We start from the raw sequence: 22223 nt of genomic DNA on the forward strand, positions 1-22223 counted from the left end.
TCGTGTGCCCAAACTTTAGTGGCTGCCCGCTCTCTGTCAACGACGCGTGAACACGGTTTCCCGCATTGGCGTGCGACTCGGACGGACAGATCCCATTCTGTCGGCGACCGCCGGTTTTCCGTCGCAGATCCATCCAGTTTGGCTGGTGGATTCGCGGCGGATCGGACGATCGTGGGCCGGTCCCCCGTGGTTCGGCCGGACAGTCACCGCGAATTGAATCGTTCTGTTAAGATTCCGGGGGATCCACCGACCGGTCCCAATCCCGTCCCTCACTCCGTCACAAAGGTTCCGCATGCGTCTGGCACTGGCTCAGCTCAACCCGACCGTCGGCGACCTGCAGGGGAATGCCGACCGGCTGGCGGCCGTCGTCGGACAGGCGCAATCGGACCAGGCGGAACTGGTCGTCACCCCCGAGCTGTACATCAGCGGCTATCCGCCCAAGGACCTGCTGCTCCGCGCGGGATTCGTCGAGCACTGCGATGAGGTGGTCGAAGAACTCGCGACGCGGTTCCGCAGCGGTCCCGCCGTCCTCGTCGGGCATCCGACCGCCCGCAAGGTCCCCGAGGGACGGATCGCGAACGCTGCGAGCCTGCTGGCCGGCGGAAAGATCGTGGCGACCGTTCAGAAGATGCTTCTCCCGAACTACGACGTCTTCGACGAGCGGCGGTATTTCCGCCCGGCCGAGTACGTCGCCCCGATCGAGTACGACGGCTGGAAGCTCGGGATCCACATCTGTGAAGACGCGTGGTGGAAGGAGCCGGAGACCTCCTACCACATCGACCCCCGGCCATTCCCCGATCCGGTCGAAGAACTGGCGGCGCTCGGCGTGGACGTCTTCATCAATCTCTCGGCCAGCCCCTTTGAGGTCGGGAAGCCGGGCCGGCGGTACCGGCTGCTGGGCCGCCACGTTGCCCGGCACGAGCACCCCTTTGTCTTCGTCAACCAGGTCGGCGGAAACGACGATCTGATCTTCGACGGCAACAGCCTCGTCCTCGACCGCGCCGGCGGTGTCGTCTGGCAGGGGAAGGGGTTTGACGTCGACTACCGGGTGGTCGATCTCGAAGACCTGGGGCCGGTCCACTCCCTCCGCCACGACTCGCGCGAGGGAACGATCCTCGATGCCCTGGTCCTGGGCCTGCGGGACTACATGCGGAAGTGCGGGTTCCGCGACTGTGTGCTCGGCCTCTCGGGGGGGATCGACAGCGCGCTCGCCTGCTACATCGCCGCCAAGGCGGTCGGGCCGGAGCATGTCCACGGCCTCCTGATGCCGAGCCGCTACAGCAGCCGGCACAGTGTCGACGACGCCATGGCGCTCGCCAAGGCGCTCGGGGTCGACGCTCAGGTGATTCCGATCGACGCGGTCCACCGTTCCTATGAGACGCTGGAAACGATCGGCGAGGATCTCTCCTCGCAGCCGCAGGGGCTGGCGGACCAGAACCTCCAGGCCCGGGTCCGCGGCGCGATCGTGATGACCCGCAGCAACCGCTACAACTGGCTCGCCCTGGCGACGGGGAACAAGAGCGAGCTCGCGGTCGGCTACTGCACGCTCTACGGCGACATGTGCGGCGGCTTCGCCGTCCTGAGCGACCTCTTCAAGCGGGACGTCTATGCGGTCTCCCGCTACGTCAACGAGCGCGAGGGGCGGGAGGTCATCCCCTACAGCACCATCGAAAAGGCTCCGAGCGCTGAGCTGGCCCCGAACCAGTTCGACCAGGACACGCTCCCGCCATACCCGATCCTCGACGGCATCCTCGAAGGGCTGATCGAGCGCGAGGAGTCCGTGAAGATCCTCAGCGAAAAGTTCCCGGCCGAGGTCGTGAAGTGGGTGGCGGTGCGGCTCGACCGCAACGAGTTCAAGCGGCGGCAGATGGCCCCGGGGATCAAGCTCTCGGAGCGGGCCTTCGGAACCGGCCGCCGCATGCCGATGGCGGCACGGATCGCATACGAGTGAGGCGAACCGGACAGGTTTAAGAGCGGTGCGGCGGAAAGAGCGAGTCGACGCGGCACTGGAAACCGGGCAGCACGTCGTTCCCCGTGAGGGTCTGCGACGACGTGAGGTGATCGATCCGGCCCGATCGGTCGTACGCGACGATCGTTCGGCTCTCGGGGCTGATGACCCAGATCAGGAGCACGCCGGCGTCGAGGTATTCGTAGACCTTGCGCTCGACTTCGTAATAGGCGTCATGCGGTGAGACGACCTCAACGACCAGCTCCGGTGCGATCGGGCAGTAGCCCTGCGGGAAGAGATCCGGCTTGAACCGCGCCGCACTGAAGTAACAGGCGTCCGGCTTGCGGATGCGGTCCGAATCGTCCGGGAAGCAGCGAAGCTGCAGTCCGTCCGCGAAGGCCACGCCGCGACCATCGACCCTGGCGTACTCCCGGAGGAGGCTGGCGATTTCGAGGCAGATCCAGGCGGACTCGTTGCTCATGCGGTCCTCGACCAGCTGTCCGTCCACGAGTTCGAAGTGATCGCCGTCCGGCATCTTGAGCAGATCGTCCGGCGTGACTCGCGGCGGGCTGGCTGTCGAAGCCATGCGCTAGCTCTCGGAGCGGGTGATGACCGGGAAGTTGTGGCGCTCGCCGCGGCCCTTGAGCGGGTAGTCCTTGCGGAGCGGGTAGGACGTGAATTCTTCGGGCATCAGGATCCGGCGGAGGTCCGGGTGGCCGGCAAAGGTGATGCCGAACATGTCGAACACTTCCCGCTCCATCCAGTCGGCCCCGCGCCACAGGTTCGTGGCGGTTGGGAGCGTCGGGTTCGGCTCGTTGACGTGCGTCTTCACAACGAGCCGCTCGCCGGTCTCTGTGCTCAGGACGCAGTAGACGACGCCGAAGCGGTCCGTCGCCCCTTCGTACTCCAGGTAGTCGACGGCGGTGATGTCGACGAGCATGTCGAAGCCGTGCTGCTCCTTGAGCGTGGTCAGGAGCGCGTGAGCCTTGTCGGCCGCGACGACAACCCGCACGTTGTCACGGAACTGGCTCGTGGTGGCCTGAAACTGATCGAGGAGCGGCTGGAGGTTCAACATGGGGAGTTGTCAGTGGTCGGTCGTCAGTTTCAGTCGGCGGCGGCGCGGGCAGTGGAGCGTTGGGCGGCAGGCCTTGTGTTCTAGCCGAGCTTCGGCGGCTGGAAGATTTCGAGCCCTTCGACCAGGGCCGCTTCCTTGGCGCGGCGGATTTCGTCGAGGTCGAGCGGCACGGGGCCGGTGGCCTGCGTGCGGTGGGCGAACTCGCGGCCGTCGAACGTGCCGGTGTTCATGATCTTGCTCTGCATCTCGATCAGAGCGGCGATGAGCTGTTCCGGACGCGGCGGGCAGCCGGGGATGTAGAGGTCGACCGGGATGAAGCGGTCCACACCCTGAACGACGGCGTAGGTGTCGAACACCCCGCCGGTGCAGGCACAGGCGCCCATCGAGATACACCACTTCGGTTCGGGCATCTGGAGCCAGATCCGCTGGAGAACCGGGAGCATCTTCATCGCGACCCGGCCGGCGACGATCATGAGGTCGCACTGGCGAGGGGAGAACCGCATCACCTCGGCGCCGAAGCGGGCGAGGTCGAACCGGCTGGAGGCGGTCGCCATCAGTTCGATGCCGCAGCAGGCGGTGGCGAAGGGCATCGGCCACAGGCTGTTCGAGCGGGCCCAGTTGGCGGCGGCGTCGATGGTCGTCAGGAAGACGTTGTCGGGCAGGCCGGAACGGGAGTTGGTGGTGCTGTCGACCATGGGGAGCCTGGGGGCTGGGGCCCGGAGCCTGCGGCCGGGAGCCACAGGCGGGGCCTTCAATTTCAATGTTCGCTAGTCGAATTGTACCGGACGGGGCAGCGGAATCGGCATCGCTTTTCGTCGTGGCCTGATCCCGTCGTCTTCTCTGGGCCCGGGGCACTTGTCCCTGCGCCCTACTCCAACTTTACCGCCACTTGAACACACCCTTGCGCCACGCATAAACGTAGGCAATGACGAGCGTGGCCATGAAGACGAGCATGATGCCGAAGACGGTGCCGCGGAGCTCGATCGGGATTCCCCCTTCGCCGGTGTATGCGCTCACCGCCCAGGGGTAGAGGAACAGGAGTTCCACGTCGAACACGAGGAACAGGATCGCGACGAGATAGAACTTGACGTCGAACGGCTGGCGGGCGTCGCCGATCGGGTCCATTCCGGACTCGTACGGCATGTCCTTGACGGGCGTGTGCTTCGTCGGACCGATGATGTGGGTCAGGATCAGGTTCGTCAGCACGAATCCGATCAGGACGCCGATGTAGACGAGAATCGGGGGAATCGACATCCGTCACCCAAGTCGCATGCAAACAATACTTTAGGACGACTTCGGCGGTGAGCGGACCACCATCGTCGGCGTGCGATGCTAGGGGAAGGGGCCGTGGGGTTCAAGCGGGGGTTGCTGGCGTCCCGCCGGGGAGAAGCGTCAGGAGCCAAGTATCAAGTAACAGTAATGTTGAATCGCCCACTGATGACTGAAAACTGACGACTCCCCTCAAATTCCATCGCCGTCGTAGAACTCGTGCTGGAAGCACTGGTTCATTTCCAGGGCAGGGCGGGCGACTTCGGGGCGGCCGACGACGCGGGCCGGGACCCCGGCGACGGTCGTGTGCGGGGCGACCGGATCGAGGACGACACTTCCGGCGCCGATCTTGGCTCCTTCGCCGATCACGATGTTTCCCAGGACCTTGGCTCCGGCGCCGATCAGGACGCCGCAATGCACTTTGGGATGGCGGTCGCCGCAGGACTTGCCCGTTCCGCCGAGGGTGACTTCGTGAAGGATCGAGACGTCGTCTCCGACGACGGCCGTTTCACCGATGACGATGCTGGTTCCGTGGTCGAGGAGGATTCCCGAGCCGATGCGGGCCGCGGGGTGGATGTCGACGGCGAAGACTTCGGAGATCCGGCTCTGCATGTAGACCGCCATCGAGCGGGCGTTGGTCATCCAGAGGTGGTGGGCGACGCGGTAGGCCTGGAGGGCGAGAAAGCCCTTGAAATACAGGAAAGGGACCGAAAACTCGCGGGCTGCGGGGTCCCGTTCGCGGACGGCGCGGAGGTCGGCGCGGATCGCTTCACCGATGCGGGGTTCGGCGAAGGCTTCGTCGAACATCTCCCGGATGGACATTTCCTGGAGGCTGGGGGCGGCGAGTTTGTTGGCGAGGTGGAAGCTGAGAGCGTCTTCGAGGCGGTTGTGTTTGAGGACGGTGGCGTGGAGGAAGCTGGCCAGCATGGGTGTGCGGGCGACTTCCTCGGCGACTTCGGCGCGGATGGATTGCCAGACGTCGTCGTTTTCGGCGGGGTTGACGATCGCGAATTTGAGCGAGGTGGACATGCGGCGATTTCCGGGAGAGGGCTCGGAGACACAGTGTATGCATCCGGGGTTCCGCTGTAGAGGACGGACGGCTCTCTGGCCTCACCGGGTCCAGGGGCACCCTGGTCAGGGGGTGCAGGGGGCAGAATGCCCCTTGCCCGCCGGAGGCCGTCTCGTCGGGCACCGTCTGAAGGAGGGAGTGTCCAAGCGCGGACAACGTGCCGGATGCCCCCTCACCAACCCGAGAGGATTACGGACCGAGCGGTGAGTCCTCGACGCCGGCTCCCCCAAGGCGGTCGTCCGTTGCTTACCACGGTTCCTCATAGAAGTGCCTCCGGGGTCAAGGGGGTGAGACCCCCTTGACCCCAGGCTGCCGTCGCACGTTGGGTTTGAGGTGGCATAGCCGTGCCGGCGAGGACGCGGTTTGAACACTCGTCTGGACGAAAATTGCCTCCGCATGTTACCGAACCGCTTCAACTTCCGACGAAACGCAGGATGCGAGACGCTCCCCGACCCACGTTCACCGCCGACCCGCACCCCGAGCGGTGGTCGGTCGACGCTGCGCCCACCGCCCGCCTCGCACTCCTCTTCCTCGCCTTCCTCACGCTCTTCTCCCTCATCGCGGCCCGCATCGTCTGGATCCAGGGAGGAGCCCGCGACCGCTTCCTCGCTGTCTGGGACCGCCCCGTCGAGTCGCTCGAACCCATCCCCGCCCGCGACGGCCGGATCCTCTCGGCCGACGGCCAAGTCCTCGCCTACGACGCCCCACGGTTTGACCTCCTGATCCACTATCGCTGGCTCGAAGAACCGGCCAACGACGCCTGGCTTACAGCCACAGCCCGTGAACGCCTCGCCCCCTCGGACCGCCGCAAGAAAGCGAAGCTCGCCGCCGCCCGCGAAGAAGTCCTCCGTGAGCGGGTCCGCCTCTGGCAAGGACTCGTCGATGTCACCGGCCGCCCCGCCGAAGAGCTTGCGAGTTCCCGCCAGGCGATCCAGACCCGCGTGGAGCGAATGCTCCGCGCCGTCGAAGCCCGCCGCGGCGGAGCACCGACCGAGCCGGCCTCGGCTCCCCTCGCCGAAGCCCCGGCCCGACCCGGCCTGCCGGGCCTGTGGGACCGAGTCGTCAAGGAGCTGACCACCCCGCCGCAGCGCGATCGCCGCGACCCGCTCGTCATCCAGGAGCAGCTCAACGATCACATCCTCGTCCGAAACGTCCCGCTCCCGGTCGTCGCAGCGGTCGAGTCCCAGGGGGCACGGTTCCCCGGCGTGAAGACACACGTCGCGACCGACCGGGTCTATCCTCACGGCGACCTGGCGGCCCACGTTCTCGGCCTGCGTCAGGAGATCCGGCCGGAGGACCTGGCCGTCCGCCAGGAGCGGTATCCCGGCGGCGACCCGCTCGACTATCGCGCCGGTGACCGGATCGGGCAGGGAGGGATCGAGCGGACCTACGAGGCGGTCCTCCGCGGCCAGCGCGGCGTGCGGCGGATCACACGAAACCGGCGCGGCGAGACGCTGTCGTCGGTCATCGTCCGCGAACCGCGAGATGGGCACGATGTCACACTGACCTTCGACCTGGCGGTTCAGCTTCGCGCGGAGCAGCTCCTCGATGGTGCCCTGTCGGCCGGGTCGAACCGCGTTCCCGAATCGCTCCCCGAGGAAGTGAACGAGGTCTCGTCTCCAACCGGCGGCTGTGTCGTCGCGGTCGATATCCGGACGGGGGCGCTTCTGGCCGCGGCGACCGCACCCCGCGTCGATCAGCAACTGCTTCTCCATCCGGACCGCGACTCGTGGAAACAGATCGCAAAGGATCCGCGGCGGCCTCTCTTCGCGCGACTGACGCAGGCCGCCGTGCCGCCGGGATCGGTGTTCAAGGTGGTCTCCGCCGTGGCCGGACTGCAGGAAGGGGCGATCCAGCCGGACGAGCCCTTCCTCTGCCGCGGGTTTCTGAACGAGCCCGACCGCGACCGCTGTGCCGTCTATCGCCACACCGGCCGCGGGCATGGCGAGACGACGCTGGGCGACGCCCTGTGCTGGTCGTGCAACGTCTACTTCTTCGACATGGCGACGCGGCTCGGTCCCGGTCCGCTGGAGGACTGGGCGTATCGTTTCGGTTTCGGCGTCCGGACGGGGATCGACCTGCCGGGCGAACGGGTCGGGGCGGTTCCCAATCCGCGCGGCGGCGGCGGAAAGTGGTACCCGGGGACGACACGGCAGCTCGCCGTCGGGCAGGCTTCGCTCACGGTCACGCCGCTGCAGGTCGCCCGGATGATGGCGGCCGTCGCCAACGGAGGGACGCTGGTGCCGCTGCATTTGCGTCAGGCACCGGGGGATGAGTCGCCGTCCGCCGGAGGGCAGGGAACGATGGAACTGGTTGAGTTCGCCTCCGGACCGGAGCGTGCCGCTCAGCCGATCGAAGGGCTCATTCCTGGAACGCTGGAGCGGATTCGCGAGGCGCTGCGTCTGGTTGTCGAGGACCCGCAGGGGACGGGGCGGAGCGCCCATCTCGGCCGGGTCGCCATCGCAGGGAAGACTGGGACGGCCGAGGCGGGCGGCGGGAAGCAGGATCATGCGTGGTTCGCCGGATATGCCCCGGCCGAGGAGCCGCGGGTGGCATTCGTCGTGTTTCTGGAACATGGCGGCTCGGGGGGGAAGGCCGCGGGGCCCCTGGTGCGGGAGCTCGTCCGGACGCTGGATGACGCCGGGCTGCTCCGCGGCGAGCGGTAATCGCTCGAACGTGACGTCCGTCCGGCTGCCAGGGCTATTGAGATTCCATCTCGCGTGAGTCCCGCTCTCAGTTCGCTGGAAATGCCGCCAACACGGGACCGGCGGGTAGCCGCAACGGGGGGGCGATTTCTATGATTCCTCTCTTCACAGCACACGCATCGAAACCGGAACGACATCATGCAAGGCAGCCAGAAAGTCATCGACGCCCTCAACGCCGGGCTGACCATCGAACTGACGGCGATCAACCAGTACTTCGTGCAGAGCAAGATGTGCAAGAACTGGGGCCTGAACCGCCTGGCCGCCCACCACTACGAAGAATCGATCGATGAGATGAAGCATGCCGACATGCTCATCGACCGGATTCTGTTCCTGGAAGGGGTTCCCGAGATCGCGCGCTACGACGTGATCCGCGTCGGTTCGGACGTTAAGGAGCAGCTCGAGAACGCCCTGGCGCTCGAGAAGAATGCCAGCGTGACGTACAACCAGGGGGTCGTGATCGCGACCGCCGAAAAGGACGCCGCCAGCAAGATGATCATGGAGCAGATCATCAAGGAGAGCGAAGACAGCATCGACTGGCTCGAGGCTCAGCTCGACCTGATCGCCAAGATGGGGATCGGCAACTACATGGTCACGCAGGTCGGCGAAGACAAGGCCGGCGGCCACTGAGCCGCTCAGACTCTGAGGCCCGCAGAGGCGGCGGTGACGCCGTGAGGTCGAGCCAAATAGGAATCCGTTCGTACAATCAACGGAGTCGGTCACGCCCGGTGGCCGGCTCCGTTTTGGATTTTGCCATGAGTCAGCTGTACCGCAATTTCGGCATCCAGTTCCGCTATCCCGAGAAGTGGACCCTCAACGAAGAGGAGGGGGACGAGGAGCAGGTCACGATCACCGTGATGCGCGATCCCGCCTGCTTCTGGTCCCTGACGCTGTTGGCCGAGCGGCCCGCTCCCGAGGAAGTGCTTGACGAGGCGCTCGACGCTTACCAGGAGGAGTATCCGGACGTCGAGGTCCGCGAGGTGAAGGCGACGATCGCGCGGCGGCCGGCGGTGGCGATCGACGTCGATTTCTTCTGTATGGAGCTGTGCAATACGGCCCATCTGCGGGCGTTTCAGTCGGAGCAGCACACGCTGTTCGTGATGTATCAGGTGACGGATCACGAAGAGGGGGAGACGTACCCCGAGTTCGACGAGATTACGAAGTCGCTGGAAGTCGACCTGCCGGCCTGAGGTCGATCAGCGCGCTTGCCGGCACGGCTATGCCACCTCAAACCCAACGTGCTACGGCCGTTGGGGGCAAGGGGGTCTCACCCCCTTGCCGCCGGAGGCACTTCCATGAGGAACCGTGGTAAACGACGGACGTTCGCTTTGTGGGACCGGCGTTGAGGACTCTCTCAAATACACCGCTGGCGATGCACTCCCGGCGGGTTGGTGAGGGGGCATACGGCACGGTGTCCGCGCTTGGACACGATCTCCTTCAGACATCTCTCGACGGCCAAGCCTCCGGCGGGCAAAGGGGCGTTGCCCCTCTGCACTCCCCACCAGGGGTGCCCCTGGACCCGGTGTGGCTGTGGCGCGGTCGAATGCCCTCTTGACGTGGTAGACTAATTGTCTATTTTGGTGGCATGATTCGGCCCGGGCTTGAGGGTTCCGATGAAAACAGCTCAGCACGTCCTGCGGTGCAGCGGTGACCCAAAGCGGACAACTTGGTTCCGCACTCTCATAGGCCTTCTCGCGATCGCGGTCACTACCGCCGCGTCTGCGGACGAACCCTCCTCCGCAGACGTCCTCAAAGCCATGCACCGCCGCGTCGCCTCACTCAAGGTGACCGCCGGAGCCGAACCAGCCACACCGGTCAAACTCGTCGAAACCCCGCTCCTCCGCTACAGCAACCCCGGAGGACTGACCGTCACCACCGACGGCGCTGTCTGGGCCTGGGGTACAACCGGACGTCCCAAAGCACTCACCGCCATCTTCTTCGAACAGCTCCCCGACAACGCCGGCTCCAAGTGGAGCTGCGAACTGACCGCCCTCGCCGACGAACCGGTCACCGTCACCTCCGCGGCCGGCTGGAAATGGTCGCCCCCTCACTCCGGGACCGAATGGAAAAAGTGCCCCGACGCCCCGGCCGTCGCCGAGTCCGCCAACGAACGGCTCCGGCAGATGAAAGACCTCGCCCGCCAGTTCACGTCGTCCGAATCGTTCCCCACCCAGACGGACGAACTGCGGCTCCTCATCCGTCCGATCCATCGCTACGCGGACGCCGACCACGGACTGATCGACGGCGCCCTGTTCGCATTCAGCGCCGGAACGAACCCGGAATCCGTCCTCGCCCTCGAGGCGGTTGCGGAAGCCGGCGGGGAACGCCGCTGGCAGTACGCCTTCTTCCGGATGGGAGCCGCCGCGACGCGGGCCAAGAGGGGAGAGTCGATTGTCTGGGAACGACCAGCAGTCGATGTCTGGGTTCCCAAAGAACCGTACTTCTCCGCCTTCGGAACCGACCGCGACGTCTTCAACCTGGCGGACTCGACCGAGTGACGAGACGGGCCGGCGTCAGTGGATGCCCCGAACCGCGGAAGTCGACGACCGCGGCACGGTTCGTTTGAGCTCGACCTCGGGATCAAAAGTGAACGCGTCGCTCTGCGACCGCGACGGCCGGACGACGATCCGCGACCCCGTCCGCGGGGCGGAGCCTTCCCCCGGGGCGACCCCGGGCGGCTTGGCCAGCCACGCGTCGGAACTCGATCCGATCTCCCGGCCGGTCCGGTACAGCCGCTGCATCGTCTCGATATCGAACTTCAGCGAGCTGGTACTGAGCAGGATGTGCGGCGGGATGGCCGCCAGGTGGAACGTCGCTCCCGTGAACTGCGTCAGGAGCTGGATCCGGTTGAGCTCATGCGTCTGGAGCGACTTGAGGACCCCCTGCAGCGACGCGCCTGTGATCTGGAGAAGCTCCCGCTCCACCGGCATCCGGTCAGGAATCGCCTTACCGGCCACGATCACGTAGACGTGCGAGTTCGCCGCATCCAGCGATGCCGCGACATCCTGCCGGTCGATGCCGAGCATCTGCGGGAGCAGCAGCATCGACGTGCTGACGCTGCCATCCACGTGGAGCTCCGTGTACGGCTTCCCTTCGACCTGGATGTTGATCGGGACCGGAGGAAGAAGCCCGGGGACGGAGCAGGAGGCGAGCAGAACGTCGCGGAAAAGACGTGTCCGGTTCGGATCGTCCCCCGCGGCGATCGCCCCCAGGTCCCACACCACCAGCTCCTGGGAGTCGAGGCTGGTCGTTCCCGCAAACAGTCTCCGTCCGCGGCGATGCTCGACCGCGATGTGCCGGAGGAGTTCGTCGGTGATCTCGTTCTCGATCCGCTTCCGGAGCGGTTCCGAACTGGCCAGCGCGTCCGACCAGAACAGCAGCGGTCGCGGGCTGTAGACCTGCGTCGCCTCCTTGGAGGTGTAGACGCGCTGCAGCGTCCCGTCGTACTCCCGCCCGAGGAAGGCAAAGGGGGCCACGAGGGCGCCGGTACTGATGCCGGTCACGATGTCGAACTGCGGCCGCGTTCCCGATTCCGACCATCCGGCGAGGACGCCCGCGGTGAAGGCTCCGTTCACGCCTCCTCCGGAGAGGACGAGGATGTGCCGGGGGGCTTCCTGGGTGCCGCTGAGGCTGCCGCCGCCGCTCGTCAGTTGGACGAGCCCTTCCGACGGATCGTCGGTCTCGCCGAGCGACTCCTCGGGCTGGCTATCGGACGGGAGAGGGAAGGGGGGCGGAGGGTAGTCCCGGGCGACGCTCGCGCATCCCGCCAGCGCCAGAGCGAATGCGCACTGGCGGAGGAGGTTGATGACGGAACGAACGCGGTCCATGCTCGGGAGCATCCTACTCACTGAGGCCGGGGCGATGCCCGACGCGGGTCGCCGGGCCGATCTCGCGACGTGAGCGCCGCGCGGGACCGGCTCAGGGACCTGCGACGGGAGTTTCCCGGCAACTCGCGGGAGGGGGCAACGTCAAGTTGGGTTTGAGACGCCCGCATCGGCAATTGGCGGCGATTGGGCGAATGGCAGGTTTCAGCAGTCCCCCCAGTTTGCCACGGCGAACGACGTACTTGCCGGCACAGCCCCCATAGCTCAAATCCAACGTGCTACGGCAGCCTGGGGTCAAGGGGGCCACGCCCCCTTGCCGCCGGAGGCCTCTTCCATGAGGAACCGTGGTAAGCAACGGATGTCCGCTTTGTGGAACCGGCGTTGAGAACTCACCGCTCGTTCTGGAATCCCCGCGGGTTGGTGAGCGGGCATACGGCACGGTCTCCGCGTTTGGACACGCTCTCCTTCAGACATCTCTCGACGAGAGGGCCTCCGGCGGGCAAGGGGCATTCTGCCCCCTGCACCCCCTGACCAGGGTGCCCCTGGACCCGGTTCGATGTGCACGCTTGACCGTGATCGCGGGGTTGACGATGACTTCCGCCGTCACTCCGATTCTTGAGGTGCCGATGCGCTCGTTCCTCCTCTTGGCCGTTGTCCTCTTCGCTCGATCAACAGGACCGTCGCCTCTTCTCGCGGCACCACCGGCCGAAGCGGTCGAACAGGCACATCAGGAGATCTGGCGACGCTTCGTCGACCGGCACGGAGTCATGCTCGACTTCACCGACCTCGACGGCACCGTCACCTGTCCCACGCCCGAAGAGTGCCGCGAAGGAAAACCAAACGCCCTCGGCTGGTGGACCCCGATCGAGAACGGAGCCATGTTCGGCGGCATGTACATGGACGCCGCAGTCCTGCGGTGGGAGCACTCCCGCTCCGACGAGGACGCCGCGAAAGCCCGGCGGCTCATGGAAGGGCTCCTGTTCCTGAACTCCCTCAGCGACGTGAAAGGCTTCGTCGGCCGCGGCGCCAGCACCGACGGAACGTCCCACTACGCGATGGGATCGAACGACCAGACGCTCCCCTGGCTGACAGGGCTCTGGCGATACCGTGAGTCAGCGATCGCGACGGAGGCGGAGAAGACCCGGATCGCGAAACACCTGACCTCGAACGTCGAGGTCATCGCCGCCCGCGGCTGGACGATGCCAGCTGAAGCCCCGTTCGGGACGCGGGGGACGTTCGAGGGATTCCACTTTGAAGAGGTGGCTCGGAAGCTGTTCACGATGAAGATGATGCACCGTCTCACGGGCGATGCAGCCTGGGATGAGAAGTACCGGCTCGAACTCGCCCGCCGCGGTGGTGAGGGGAACCGCACGAAGCGGGAGGTATGCGAGGCCGGGATGGCGTTCTTCTACGCCAAGACGCACAACTGGACGTCGTGCGCCGGCGTCGGTGCACTGCGAGGGCTGTGGGAACTGGAGGCCGATCCAGAGCTCAAGGAGACGTATGCCCGGGGACTGGCGGCCAGTGCCCGGCTGGCGGCGGAGAGTCTGCCGCTCGCGATGGAGTTTGATCCGCAGGATGCGAGCCACTTCGAGATGGACTGGCGGGCGTCGATGCTGCCGCTCTGGAAGCCGCAGCGGACCGAACAGGAGGCGGTGAGCGTCGCTCAGGAGCAATTGCGGGCGTATCTCAAGGTGTCGCCGCGACGGCAGAAGGAGACGGCGTTCATCCGTGAGCCGACGTCGGCGGCGTGGATCGTGACGTTATGTCCGGACCGCGAGGTGGTGCTTCGCCACCGGGAGGCGATCGAGCGGGTGATCGCCAGGTACGACTATTCGCGCCTCTACTATTCGACGTACTTCTGGGTTGAAGGAGCCTGGTGGCGGCTGCACGCGGCAAGCCAGTAGAGGAACCCCGGGTCCAGGGCTGGAAGCCCTGGCCGCCGGAGGCGCTTCCATCGAGGAACCGTCCAATCCACAACGGCGACGGGAACTCAGTGCGCCGTACCGCGGCGCTGAACGCGGACAAACTGCTGGTGGCACGAGAAGCGATATTGCCCGTCCGGCTGAGCGAAGTGCCGAGCGACGTATTCTCTCACGTCATCCCGCGCAGGAGGCGACGGAAGCGGGATCAGGTTCAGCATGAACACGGCAATCTCGTAGGCCGGTTCCAGCGAGTCCGTCGTGATGTGGGCCTCCACGAGATCGTGCCGGACGTCGAACTCGTCCGCGAACTCCCCGGCGAAGCTCTCGGCGACGGACGAGAGGTCGAATCTTAGCCCCGTGAAGTGATGGAGCATCCGCATGCAGTCGGTCCCGTGATGTTGGAGGGCGATCGCCAGGACGCCCCCGGGAGCAACCCAGCTGGCAAGGCGGCGGAGGGTTGCGGCCCACTCGGTGCGGTCGATGTAGTAGAAGACGTGCGAGCAGAGGACGAAGTCGCCGGGGGCGGGGGGCTCTGCCCGGGAGATGATTTCCCCGAGCGCGGTCGCGTCCGGACAGGCGGCGATGAGGTCCGCCCGCAGCGACGAGTTCGGCTCGATCGCGATCGTCTTCGTGAATCGCTCCTGCAGGATCTGGGTGAGCTTTCCGTTCCCCGCTCCGGCGTCGATGAACGTGCCGCGACGGGGGAGGGCCTCGATCTCCCGCTCCAGCCAGACCATCGCGTTGGCCTTCTGGTCGGTGTGGGCGAGGAACGTGCTGAACGCCTTCCGGTACGGTTCTCCGGCTGAATCGAACACGTCAATGAGGCGTGGATCAGGTGTCATGGCGAATCCGATCGGGAGTGCCGCCGCGGCCAATGCGGGGTCTGACACACGGCGAATCGAGGGAGGGCGTTCGAGCCAGCAGCGAAAGTCCCGCGATCAGAATGACTGACCGGATCAGCGTCAACGCCGAGCGGAGCTGCGTCTCGGAGACGGCGCCTCTCCTTCGGCCCGGCGTCACTTCGCCACGGTCGCCCAGATGCGCGTCGGCCCGCCGGAGCCATTCTCGATCTTGATCGGGGCGACGATGACACCGAAGCCGGTCGCCGGCAGGTCTTCAACGTTCGTGACGTTCTCAAGCGCGTAGCGGCCCGCCTTGAGAACAACGTGATGAATCTCGAACTTCGACGAGAGACCCCGGTCGACGCTCATCGTATCGATCCCGATCCCGCGGATATCGCGTTCGCGGACCAGCCAGTCAGCCGCCTCCGCGGAGTAGCCGGGAAAGTGGAGTTTTCCGGTCGCATCCCGGTTCTGGTAGCGGTCGACGTTCCCGACATGCCGTCCCCAGCCGGTCTGGAGCAGGACGATTGTCCCTTTAGGGATCTGCCCATGCCGCCGCTCCCATAGCTCGAGATCGTCCACGGTGAGCATCGCGTCCGCGTCCTGCTCCCCCTTCAGCGACATATCGATCCGCACCCCGGGACCGAAGAGCTGCGAGGCCGCGATCCCATCGACCCCCGGCCGGTCCGCCACGAAGTGGTTCGGGGCATCGATGTGCGTCCCCATGTGCTCAGGCATCGTGAACGCCTTGGCGAGCATCCCGTCCTTCTCGAGCGTATCGATCGTCTGCAACCGAAACGGAGCCGCCCGCTCCCCGGGCCAGACCGGCGTCCGCTCATTGAGAGGGAGGCTGAGGTCCACCAGACGGGTCCGTTCAGAATCGAACGGCGAAGGAATCGATTCCTGCCCATCGGCCGGGCGGATGCCGAGGAAAAATGAGCCGAAGACGGCGAAAACCAGCAGACGCATGAGACGTTCTTCCGAATGTCAGATGAACATTGATGGCGGTCTGCGTTTACTCTTGCAGGCGGAGCCTTCGTTCGAACGAAGTTCTCCGTCTCGCAGTTCGCCGGTCGAAGTCAAACTCAGCCGATTGGCCCTCAAGTCCGGGGCCATGGGCAGGGGCCACAGGGATCTGCGAAGGGACCGTCCCTTCCGCGTTCACCTAAAACACACATTCACGTTGACTGATGCAGCTGCGTCACGGAAGATATCCGGAGACTCCAGCTTCTTTCTCTTTCGGGCATTCATCAAAACGTCAGTTTTTCGGGGGACCTGTCACATGTTGCGCCGACGTGGATTCACTCTGATCGAGCTGCTGGTGGTCATCGCCATCATCGCGGTTCTGGTCGCCATCCTGCTTCCTGCCGTTCAACAAGCCCGCGAAGCGGCCCGCCGTTCGACCTGCACCAACAACCTGAAGCAGTTCGGAATCGCCCTTCACGGCTACCACGAAATTCACGGGATGTTTCCCCGCATGGTGCAGGGGCCGGTGGTTGAAGGGAATGCCGGAAACGGCTGGCGATCCTACAGCGCACACACGATGCTGCTGCCGTTGATGGATCAGTCCGCACTCTACAACCAGATCATTCCCCTCATCGATCAGAATCGCCGGGCGAACGACGACGGAACGGTTAGCGCGGAATCGATTCTTGGATTGAACTCCAAGCGGGTGGCCGGCTTCCTCTGCCCCTCGGACAGCCCCCCGCAGGATCGCGTGGATTGGAACAACTACGCCGGATGCGCTGGTTCGAACAAGGGCTGGGGGATCGGGACCACGGACCAGAACGGGATCTTCAACCAGTCGGTCTGGGTCCGGATCGGCGACATCAATGACGGCACGAGCAACGTGATCGCCTTCGCCGAAATCGTCACGACCGATCAGGGGGGAGCACTGGGAACGCCTGCCAATCTGGCGAAAGTCCGGGAAGGGAACGGGATCTCCGGTGCCAACGCCGCTCCGGACTCCTATCCCACCCTTACGAAGGCCACGATCGACGGCTGGTCGGCGGCTGCGGTTGCGATCACGACCTTCAACGGCAACCGGGTGGGCGAGAAGTGGATCCGGGGCCAACAGTCTCGAACCGGCTTCACGACTCTGTTGACGCCGAATTCACAGACGCCGAACGTGACATTCCATTGTGCGGGATGCAACTACGATGGTCGCGGCATGCACGCGGCCCGCAGCAAGCACGCCGGCGGCGTCATGACGATGCTGGCCGACGGATCGGTCAAGTTCTTCGGCGAAGCGATCGACTGGGAAGTCTACCAGCGATACGGCTCGCGACTGGACGGGCAGAGCGTCCCGCCGATCGAATAGTTCACTCCTGCTGACTGGCTCTCTCGACCCTTCGGGGACCACCCCGAAGGGTTTTGTCGTACCCTGCCGAGGTTCTCCAAGTATGGCCGCTCGCCACCTTTGCGCTCTGATGATCGTCTCGCTCGCGTTCGGATGTGGATCCGGCGCTCCCGCCCCCGCCCCCTCCGTTTCGCCGGAGGTCAGTTCCGCCGACCAGTTGAAGGAGCGGCTGAAGTATGTGGCCGAAAGCGGAAGCGGCGGAAGCGCCCTGGCGGGGATGTCGGAAATGGTCGAGAAAACGGACAAGAGTCTGATGCCGGACTATCAGGCTCTCGAGAGAGCTCAAACTCCCGATCAGGTCAAAGCGGCCGCCAAGAAGCTGTTGGACAAGCTCAAGTAGTTCCGGCCTCCGGAGCCGCTGTTCGGCCGGATCTCTCAGGTCAGGTCGAACGGCGGTGTGAGGTGGACGACAATTTCCGGCATGCGTGCTGGCGTGGTGATGATCGCTTGCTGCTTTGGGCGTCGACGTTGATTTGATCGGGCGCAGCGAGACGTCGAACAGCCTGTGGGCCTTTGGTGAGGCTGCCGTCGAGGGGGACTCGCGACAGTGCCCGCGACCAGTCGGCTGATCCTGAGTCGGCAGTCGATTGATGGCGCCTCTTGACGGCGTCATGCGCGGGCGTTCAGGATGAAGTCTCTGGGCCGAGGCAGGCCGACGTTCTCACGCGAGGTGGCCAGATGCAGTCTGGCCGTGACATCCTCCACGTCCCCTTCGTTCTCCAGGGGAGGGTCCTCCCAGACGTGGCGAACCATGGATCGTCGAAGAGCTGCGCGGCCACCTCGCCGGTTGGGAAAAATCGCTGACGCTCACCTCTCGCTGTCCGGCGACGGTGGACCGAAGCGTGGGCGAGTCCCGGGCGATCGAGTACGAATTCGGATCGTGGGACAAGACGGGAATCGAAGTCTTCCGCCGGGAATTTCGCGACGGCTTCGACGAGTCCCAGCGACGGATCCAAACCTCGTATCTCGCCCGGGGTGTCGTGGTGATATGGGACGACGTCCGGGAAGCTTCCGCCGCGCTCTACCGGACGCGGGCCCAGTAGACCAGCCATGTCTCCCACCGGCCCAAAACTGGCCACGACGGATGTGCCGGATCGGACTTCGGGCCGGCCACGGAGTCGCCTCAACGGGACATCCTGGCGATCCGTCCCGCGGAATGAGGGTTGCTTTCGGCTACGCTGTCCATCGGCCCGATTTCCGGTACTTCTCCGAAAGGATGTTTCCGATGCCAACCCTGGACCCCGCCGCTGACCCGGCGATCGACTTTCGGATTCGTGACTTCCTCAAGGAACTGAACTCCAGCGGAGGGAAACCGATGGAGAAGATGTCGCCCGCTGAGGCCCGCGCGGTCCTTGTCTCCGCGCAGTCCTCCGTGGCGGTGGAACTGCCACCGTGCGACGTTTCCCGGGCGTCATTCGATCACGAGGGGCAGAGCGTCGAACTCACGGTCGTGCGGCCGGCGGGGGTGAAATCGACGCTCCCCGTGTTCATGTTCTTCCACGGGGGAGGCTGGGTCCTGGGGGACTTCCCGACGCACGAACGCTTCGTCCGGGACCTGGTGGCCGGTTCCGGGGCGGCGGCGGTCTTCGTGAACTACACTCCGTCGCCGGAAGCCCGGTTTCCCGTCGCCATCAACCAGGCCTACGCGGCCACGAAGTGGGTTGCCGAGTCCGGCCAGACCCTGAACCTGGACGGCCGGCGGCTGGCGGTCGTCGGGAACAGCGTCGGCGGCAACATGGCGGCGGTTGTCGCTCTCATGGCCAAAGCGCTGGGCGGTCCGGAGATCCGGCTGCAGGTCCTGATGTGGCCCGTCACCGACGCCAGCTTCGAGACCGGCTCGTACCACCAGTATGCCGAGGGACGGTTCCTGACCCGGAACATGATGATGTGGTTCTGGGATCACTACACGACCGATCCCGAGGAACGCGCCACGAGCTACGCGTCGCCCCTCCGAGCCGCCCCGGACGAACTGCGAGGGCTGCCGCCGGCGCTCATTCAGGTCGCGGAGCACGACGTTCTCCGCGACGAAGGAGAGGCGTATGCCCGCAAGCTGAACGACGCCGGTGTCGATGTGACGGTCGTCCGCTACGACGGGATGATTCACGACTGGGGGCTGCTGAATCCGCTTGCCACCATCCCCGCCGTTCGGGCGTCCCTGCGGCAGGTCGCGACGGAACTGAGGCATCACCTGCAGTAGAGGATGCGGGCGGTCATGTATGCCGTGCGTGGCGTCAGGGGCGGTCCGGCGCGGCGGATCGGCGCGCCGGAGGCCGATTCATCAGTTCGTTGAAGGCCTCCGAGGCCGCCGTGGGATCGACGCCGTCCGTGAAGTCCGACGTGTACTGCTGCCGGGAGTCGTCCGGCGACGGCTTCCAGGCGTTGCGGCCGTAGACGTCGATCTCGTTGTGGCCTTCCGTGACGACCCGGAAGAACGGCTCGATTCCCCGGACGGCGATCCACACTGCCACCTGGTCGGCGCTGTGCTGCCGGGTGGAGGTCGCGGCCGGAGAACGTCCGGCGAAGAAGAGCTCATACACCTTGCGGACGGGGTTCGACTCGGGCGTTTCGTGCAGCCGTTCGCCGCTGCCGCACCGCATCGCGAACTCTCCTCCGCCGGTAAAGTGAATCAGGGTCGGCCACTGTTCCGTGACGGTGATGGCCGACTGCGGATCGGGGCGGAAATTGCCCCAGGCCCCTGCCTGGGTCTTCTGGGGCGGCGCCGTATCGGCCGGGTAGCGGCTTCCCATGCTGACGAGAGCTTTCACTTTCTGACGGACCAGGTCGCGGCCACCCAGCGGGCTGTGCTCGTCGGGACCGCTTGCCAGCAGGTCCCGCTGGTTCGTCAGGTAGCCGAGCGTCACGAAGACCACGCTCCCGTCCTTCGCACCCGCCAGAAGCCGCCGCTGCAGCGAGACCGCTTCGACTGCAGATTCGCGGGTGCAATCGTTCGGAAAGTGTTCGGCGACGTACCGGGCATAGCGGGAGTCCTGGTCCACCCCTTTGGCGACCTGGCCGATCGGCAGGTTCGGGCGGCCGTAGTAGGTGTTGATGGCGTCGATGCAGGGGACGGTCCAGCGGTGTCGCGAGCAGGAGAGGATCGCCAGGATTTCGCATTCCCCCTGGTCGGCCAGGGCATGCGCCATCGCGAGGGCTCCCGCGTCGTCGCAGTCCGACTCCATGTCGACGTCGATGATCATCGGGATGGGAGGCTTGGTCGCGGTCGCGTCCGGCTTGGCCCCTTTCTGGTCCGCCGCCCCTGCGGGGCGGATGGAGAACAGAACCATCGCGGCGAGGATCGCTCGGGCGAAGGCGATTCGGATTCCGGAGATCGGTTCATTCGTCATCGGTCGACGGCTCTTCGAAACAGGACTCGGTGTGAACGCCCTGGAGGTCAATGTCCCAGGCGGTGAGGACGAAGTCGGGGAGGAACTGGAAGCACGCCCGTCCGTCAGCCCACTTCCGCGTTTCGGGGCGTCGCGCCGCCTCCGTACAGAGGCGGCTCGGGTGGGGCTCGATGCCGACCCGTCCCAGGTCGAGCCGATCGGCGTCCCAGCAGGTCTGGATCGTGACGTCGGGGTGCGTCAATTCGTGGGTATGCCCCTCGCAGGCCCGGCAGAGCAGGCGGAACGCACCCTCCTCCAGCTCGAAGAGCGAACCGCGGAGCTTCGTTGCCAGCTTCGCCCCGCGCGGTCCATGATCGGGGTCGTACCCTTCGTTGACGCGCCGCGCGTCGTGGAAGACCGCAAAGAGCTCGACGACCGCGATCTCCGCGCCGGTTTCGCCGGCCAGACGCCGTCCGTTCTCGAGGACTCGCGCCCAATGGGCGACGCCGTGCAGGCCGGTCGGAGGGAGCCGGTACGTCCGGAGGATTTCGTCGACGAGCGGTTTGAGGTGTGCAGGCATCGCTGGCCTCGGCCCCTTCACTTCTGGGCGGAGCGTTCGGGAGGTTCGTCGTGCGGGATGGCTCCCAGGAGCGGGCGGATCAGGTAGTTCATGACCGAGACCCGGTGCCGGACCCAGACCGAGAGCGGGAGGGGCTTGGCCCCGAGGCGGGCCTTCGGTTCGAGAGCGGTCCGCCCCAGCGACAGTTGCCGGCAGCCGAGAGAAATGGCGTCCGCCACGGTCGCCTGCAGCAGCCGCAGATAGACCGGCACCTGCTCGTTCGCCGCGTAGTCGATCCCGATGTAGTAGCCGATCGCGGTGTCGCCATCCTTGAGCGTGGTCACGAACCCGGCCACATCGTCTCCCCGGCGGAGCAGCGTGCAGCGGAACCGGTCGGGGCCGAGCGCCCGGGCCAGGGCAGGGAGGTAGCTCTCCGGGGCGGTGACGGGACGGATCGAGGCCCGGTTGTGGACGTTCCCGTACAGCTCGTGGATGCGGCGCTCGTGGCCGCCGCAGTCCGAAAGTGATTCGACGCCATACCCCGCCGATTCGACATCCGCAGCGATCCCGCGGGCCGATTTCCTGTAGCGGGAGTTCAGGCTTCCGAGGTAGTCGTCGTACCCCCGCCACGCGGAGGGGATCGCGAGGAGCATGTCGGGGTCGGTCTCGACGGGGCGGTACCCGAAACGCCGGAGCGCTTCGCTGCCGGCCCGCAGCGGAGCGGGGATGTCCTTGATGAGGACGTAATCGGTCTGATCGAACAGGCCTTCCGAAGCACGGATCCGGTACATCGCCTCCGCGATGGCGGGCCAGAGCCGCGCCGCATCCTCCCCGGGGGCGATCGCGATGCCGTGGTTCCCCCAGGCGAGCAGGTTGCCGCCGACGAGAACGCGGGCCTTGACCGCGGCTGTCCCCTTCTTGCCCAGTTGCTTGAGGGTGTCCTGGGTCCGGGCCTTGAGCGATTTCTCCCGGGTGTTGGCGCCCGTGGCCGCTCGTCCGACGAGGCGGCTTCCGCCGATCGAGATCATCTGGGCCGAGAGGGCGGCGACCGGCCGTCCCTGTTCGGCGATCAGCGCATAACGCGGGCTGATCTCGCGGGGACCGGCTGTTTCGATCGCCTCGAGCACGTCCCGCTGGAGGAAGATCGAGGCCCCCGCGGCGACGGCGTCCCACCCTTCGCGAGAGAGAAGTCCCACGCGATCGGCGAGCGCGAACTCAAACCCGGTTTTCCGCCGCCGTTCCCGATGGTCCGCCTGGGACTGCTTCAGCCGCTCGAGAATCTTCTTCATGGCCGCTCCCTTTGCGCTGGGGGTGCCCTGTGTGCCGCG

General features: G+C 65.9%; 21 protein-coding genes. 10 read left to right on the forward strand and 11 right to left on the reverse strand.

All coding sequences use genetic code 11. The annotated features are described in order from the left end of the window. Window positions 1–292: 292 nt before the first annotated feature. Window positions 293–1951, forward strand: coding sequence for an NAD+ synthase (locus VT03_RS24360; RefSeq protein WP_075095413.1), 1659 nt, complete (start codon window positions 293–295; stop codon window positions 1949–1951). A 16-nt stretch (window positions 1952–1967) separates the two neighbouring features. Here the strand turns inward: VT03_RS24360 and VT03_RS24365 are convergent, their stop codons facing one another. The 5 genes from VT03_RS24365 to cysE form a co-directional block, all read right to left on the reverse strand. Continuing rightward, window positions 1968–2534: a Uma2 family endonuclease gene (locus VT03_RS24365; protein ID WP_075095414.1), complete on the reverse strand. Its 567-nt coding sequence runs from the start codon at window positions 2532–2534 to the stop codon at window positions 1968–1970. 3 nt (window positions 2535–2537) lie between these two features. After that, entirely contained in the window at window positions 2538–3023 is a 486-nt protein-coding gene (locus tag VT03_RS24370; RefSeq protein ID WP_075095415.1) for an NADH-quinone oxidoreductase subunit C, read from the reverse strand. An 80-nt stretch (window positions 3024–3103) separates the two neighbouring features. Next, on the reverse strand, window positions 3104–3718 hold the full coding sequence (locus VT03_RS24375; RefSeq protein ID WP_075095416.1) for an NADH-quinone oxidoreductase subunit B: 615 nt from the start codon (window positions 3716–3718) through the stop codon (window positions 3104–3106). 184 nt (window positions 3719–3902) lie between these two features. Further along, the gene (locus VT03_RS24380; RefSeq protein ID WP_075095417.1) at window positions 3903–4277 is read right to left on the reverse strand and encodes an NADH-quinone oxidoreductase subunit A; all 375 of its coding nucleotides are present in this window, start codon (window positions 4275–4277) and stop codon (window positions 3903–3905) included. Between the two features lie 207 nt (window positions 4278–4484). Further along, a complete protein-coding gene (gene cysE, locus VT03_RS24385) occupies window positions 4485–5321 on the reverse strand; it encodes a serine O-acetyltransferase (protein ID WP_075095418.1) in 837 nt (278 codons plus the stop codon). 474 nt (window positions 5322–5795) lie between these two features. Between cysE and VT03_RS24390 the strand changes: the two genes are divergently transcribed. The 4 genes from VT03_RS24390 (at window position 5796) to VT03_RS24405 (ending at window position 10561) form a co-directional block, all read left to right on the forward strand. Next, on the forward strand, window positions 5796–8027 hold the full coding sequence (locus VT03_RS24390; protein WP_075095419.1) for a peptidoglycan D,D-transpeptidase FtsI family protein: 2232 nt from the start codon (window positions 5796–5798) through the stop codon (window positions 8025–8027). Window positions 8028–8204: 177 nt separating this feature from the next. After that, window positions 8205–8693 (forward strand): bacterioferritin, encoded by a 489-nt coding sequence (bfr, locus tag VT03_RS24395; protein ID WP_075095420.1) that lies wholly within the window; start codon window positions 8205–8207, stop codon window positions 8691–8693. 125 nt (window positions 8694–8818) lie between these two features. Then, the gene (locus VT03_RS24400; RefSeq protein ID WP_075095421.1) at window positions 8819–9253 is read left to right on the forward strand and encodes a hypothetical protein; all 435 of its coding nucleotides are present in this window, start codon (window positions 8819–8821) and stop codon (window positions 9251–9253) included. 423 nt (window positions 9254–9676) lie between these two features. Beyond that, entirely contained in the window at window positions 9677–10561 is an 885-nt protein-coding gene (locus tag VT03_RS24405; protein ID WP_156514730.1) for a hypothetical protein, read from the forward strand. Between the two features lie 15 nt (window positions 10562–10576). Here the strand turns inward: VT03_RS24405 and VT03_RS24410 are convergent, their stop codons facing one another. After that, window positions 10577–11890, reverse strand: a complete 1314-nt coding sequence (locus VT03_RS24410; protein ID WP_197489067.1) for a patatin-like phospholipase family protein — start codon at window positions 11888–11890, stop codon at window positions 10577–10579. Window positions 11891–12513: 623 nt separating this feature from the next. Here VT03_RS24410 and VT03_RS24415 point away from each other — a divergent pair. Continuing rightward, window positions 12514–13794 carry a hypothetical protein gene (locus VT03_RS24415; protein ID WP_197489068.1) on the forward strand — a complete coding sequence of 427 codons (1281 nt, stop codon included), beginning with the start codon at window positions 12514–12516 and terminating at the stop codon, window positions 13792–13794. A gap of 86 nt (window positions 13795–13880) precedes the next feature. Here the strand turns inward: VT03_RS24415 and VT03_RS24420 are convergent, their stop codons facing one another. Next, window positions 13881–14654 (reverse strand): class I SAM-dependent methyltransferase, encoded by a 774-nt coding sequence (locus tag VT03_RS24420; protein ID WP_156514732.1) that lies wholly within the window; start codon window positions 14652–14654, stop codon window positions 13881–13883. Window positions 14655–14828: 174 nt separating this feature from the next. Beyond that, window positions 14829–15623 (reverse strand): cyclase family protein, encoded by a 795-nt coding sequence (locus VT03_RS24425; protein ID WP_082846497.1) that lies wholly within the window; start codon window positions 15621–15623, stop codon window positions 14829–14831. A gap of 313 nt (window positions 15624–15936) precedes the next feature. Here VT03_RS24425 and VT03_RS32910 point away from each other — a divergent pair, with 313 nt between their 5' ends. From VT03_RS32910 to VT03_RS24445, 4 genes are all read left to right on the forward strand, one after another. Continuing rightward, window positions 15937–16974, forward strand: coding sequence for a DUF1559 domain-containing protein (locus tag VT03_RS32910; protein WP_075095425.1), 1038 nt, complete (start codon window positions 15937–15939; stop codon window positions 16972–16974). 82 nt (window positions 16975–17056) lie between these two features. Beyond that, a complete protein-coding gene (locus VT03_RS24435) occupies window positions 17057–17353 on the forward strand; it encodes a hypothetical protein (RefSeq protein ID WP_075095426.1) in 297 nt (98 codons plus the stop codon). 502 nt (window positions 17354–17855) lie between these two features. Next, window positions 17856–18056, forward strand: a complete 201-nt coding sequence (locus VT03_RS24440) for a hypothetical protein (RefSeq protein WP_156514734.1) — start codon at window positions 17856–17858, stop codon at window positions 18054–18056. A 182-nt stretch (window positions 18057–18238) separates the two neighbouring features. Next, a complete protein-coding gene (locus VT03_RS24445) occupies window positions 18239–19210 on the forward strand; it encodes an alpha/beta hydrolase (protein WP_197489069.1) in 972 nt (323 codons plus the stop codon). Between the two features lie 34 nt (window positions 19211–19244). On the opposite strand, the gene VT03_RS24450 is transcribed toward VT03_RS24445, so the two are convergent. The 3 genes from VT03_RS24450 to VT03_RS24460 are packed head-to-tail and all read right to left on the reverse strand — an operon-like array spanning window position 19245 to window position 22184. After that, the gene (locus VT03_RS24450) at window positions 19245–20357 is read right to left on the reverse strand and encodes a nucleoside hydrolase (protein WP_075095429.1); all 1113 of its coding nucleotides are present in this window, start codon (window positions 20355–20357) and stop codon (window positions 19245–19247) included. Then, on the reverse strand, window positions 20347–20916 hold the full coding sequence (locus tag VT03_RS24455; protein WP_075095430.1) for a hypothetical protein: 570 nt from the start codon (window positions 20914–20916) through the stop codon (window positions 20347–20349). Before VT03_RS24455 ends, VT03_RS24450 begins: the two co-directional genes overlap by 11 nt. A gap of 17 nt (window positions 20917–20933) precedes the next feature. Then, complete coding sequence (locus VT03_RS24460; protein WP_075095431.1) at window positions 20934–22184, reverse strand: GNAT family N-acetyltransferase; 1251 nt, start codon at window positions 22182–22184, stop codon at window positions 20934–20936. Window positions 22185–22223 lie beyond the last annotated feature (39 nt).

Origin of the sequence: Planctomyces sp. SH-PL14, from assembly GCF_001610835.1 — a bacterium.
Classification (GTDB): domain Bacteria; phylum Planctomycetota; class Planctomycetia; order Planctomycetales; family Planctomycetaceae; genus Planctomyces_A.

Coding starts and splice junctions, on each gene's coding strand:
- VT03_RS24360 (WP_075095413.1), top strand. CDS start 293: ATGCGTCTGGCACTGGCTCAGCTCAACCCGACCGTCGGCGACCTGCAG.
- VT03_RS24365 (WP_075095414.1), bottom strand. CDS start 2,534: ATGGCTTCGACAGCCAGCCCGCCGCGAGTCACGCCGGACGATCTGCTC.
- VT03_RS24370 (WP_075095415.1), bottom strand. CDS start 3,023: ATGTTGAACCTCCAGCCGCTCCTCGATCAGTTTCAGGCCACCACGAGC.
- VT03_RS24375 (WP_075095416.1), bottom strand. CDS start 3,718: ATGGTCGACAGCACCACCAACTCCCGTTCCGGCCTGCCCGACAACGTC.
- VT03_RS24380 (WP_075095417.1), bottom strand. CDS start 4,277: ATGTCGATTCCCCCGATTCTCGTCTACATCGGCGTCCTGATCGGATTC.
- cysE (WP_075095418.1), bottom strand. CDS start 5,321: ATGTCCACCTCGCTCAAATTCGCGATCGTCAACCCCGCCGAAAACGAC.
- VT03_RS24390 (WP_075095419.1), top strand. CDS start 5,796: ATGCGAGACGCTCCCCGACCCACGTTCACCGCCGACCCGCACCCCGAG.
- bfr (WP_075095420.1), top strand. CDS start 8,205: ATGCAAGGCAGCCAGAAAGTCATCGACGCCCTCAACGCCGGGCTGACC.
- VT03_RS24400 (WP_075095421.1), top strand. CDS start 8,819: ATGAGTCAGCTGTACCGCAATTTCGGCATCCAGTTCCGCTATCCCGAG.
- VT03_RS24405 (WP_156514730.1), top strand. CDS start 9,677: ATGAAAACAGCTCAGCACGTCCTGCGGTGCAGCGGTGACCCAAAGCGG.
- VT03_RS24410 (WP_197489067.1), bottom strand. CDS start 11,890: ATGGACCGCGTTCGTTCCGTCATCAACCTCCTCCGCCAGTGCGCATTC.
- VT03_RS24415 (WP_197489068.1), top strand. CDS start 12,514: ATGCGCTCGTTCCTCCTCTTGGCCGTTGTCCTCTTCGCTCGATCAACA.
- VT03_RS24420 (WP_156514732.1), bottom strand. CDS start 14,654: ATGACACCTGATCCACGCCTCATTGACGTGTTCGATTCAGCCGGAGAA.
- VT03_RS24425 (WP_082846497.1), bottom strand. CDS start 15,623: ATGCGTCTGCTGGTTTTCGCCGTCTTCGGCTCATTTTTCCTCGGCATC.
- VT03_RS32910 (WP_075095425.1), top strand. CDS start 15,937: ATGTTGCGCCGACGTGGATTCACTCTGATCGAGCTGCTGGTGGTCATC.
- VT03_RS24435 (WP_075095426.1), top strand. CDS start 17,057: ATGGCCGCTCGCCACCTTTGCGCTCTGATGATCGTCTCGCTCGCGTTC.
- VT03_RS24445 (WP_197489069.1), top strand. CDS start 18,239: ATGCCAACCCTGGACCCCGCCGCTGACCCGGCGATCGACTTTCGGATT.
- VT03_RS24450 (WP_075095429.1), bottom strand. CDS start 20,357: ATGACGAATGAACCGATCTCCGGAATCCGAATCGCCTTCGCCCGAGCG.
- VT03_RS24455 (WP_075095430.1), bottom strand. CDS start 20,916: ATGCCTGCACACCTCAAACCGCTCGTCGACGAAATCCTCCGGACGTAC.
- VT03_RS24460 (WP_075095431.1), bottom strand. CDS start 22,184: ATGAAGAAGATTCTCGAGCGGCTGAAGCAGTCCCAGGCGGACCATCGG.